General features: G+C 56.9%; 1 rRNA gene. It reads left to right on the top strand.

From position 1 onward, the window contains the following. Nucleotides 1-506: ribosomal RNA gene (locus tag ABD241_RS20610) — 23S ribosomal RNA — on the top strand; the annotation flags it as partial.

Here is a 506-nt window from a genome sequence, read left to right as displayed (position 1 = left end):
GTAAGTGCACAAGGGAGCTTGACTGTGAGACAGACATGTCGAGCAGGGACGAAAGTCGGGACTAGTGATCCGGCGGTGGCTTGTGGAAGCGCCGTCGCTCAACGGATAAAAGGTACCCCGGGGATAACAGGCTGATCTTGCCCAAGAGTCCATATCGACGGCATGGTTTGGCACCTCGATGTCGGCTCGTCGCATCCTGGGGCTGGAGTAGGTCCCAAGGGTTGGGCTGTTCGCCCATTAAAGCGGTACGCGAGCTGGGTTTAGAACGTCGTGAGACAGTTCGGTCCCTATCCGCTGTGCGCGTAGGAAACTTGAGAAAGGCTGTCCCTAGTACGAGAGGACCGGGATGGACGAACCTCTGGTGTGTCAGTTGTCCTGCCAAGGGCACCGCTGATTAGCTACGTTCGGAAGTGATAACCGCTGAAAGCATCTAAGCGGGAAGCACGTTTCAAGATGAGGTTTCCAGACCCGCGAGGGTGAGAGGCTCCCAGCTAGACGACTGGGTT

The sequence above is a fragment of the Terrabacter lapilli genome (assembly GCF_039531305.1).
GTDB classification, from domain to species: domain Bacteria; phylum Actinomycetota; class Actinomycetes; order Actinomycetales; family Dermatophilaceae; genus Terrabacter; species Terrabacter lapilli.
Note: the sequence above shows the minus strand (reverse complement) of the source record. Positions and strands in the feature narration are given on the sequence as shown.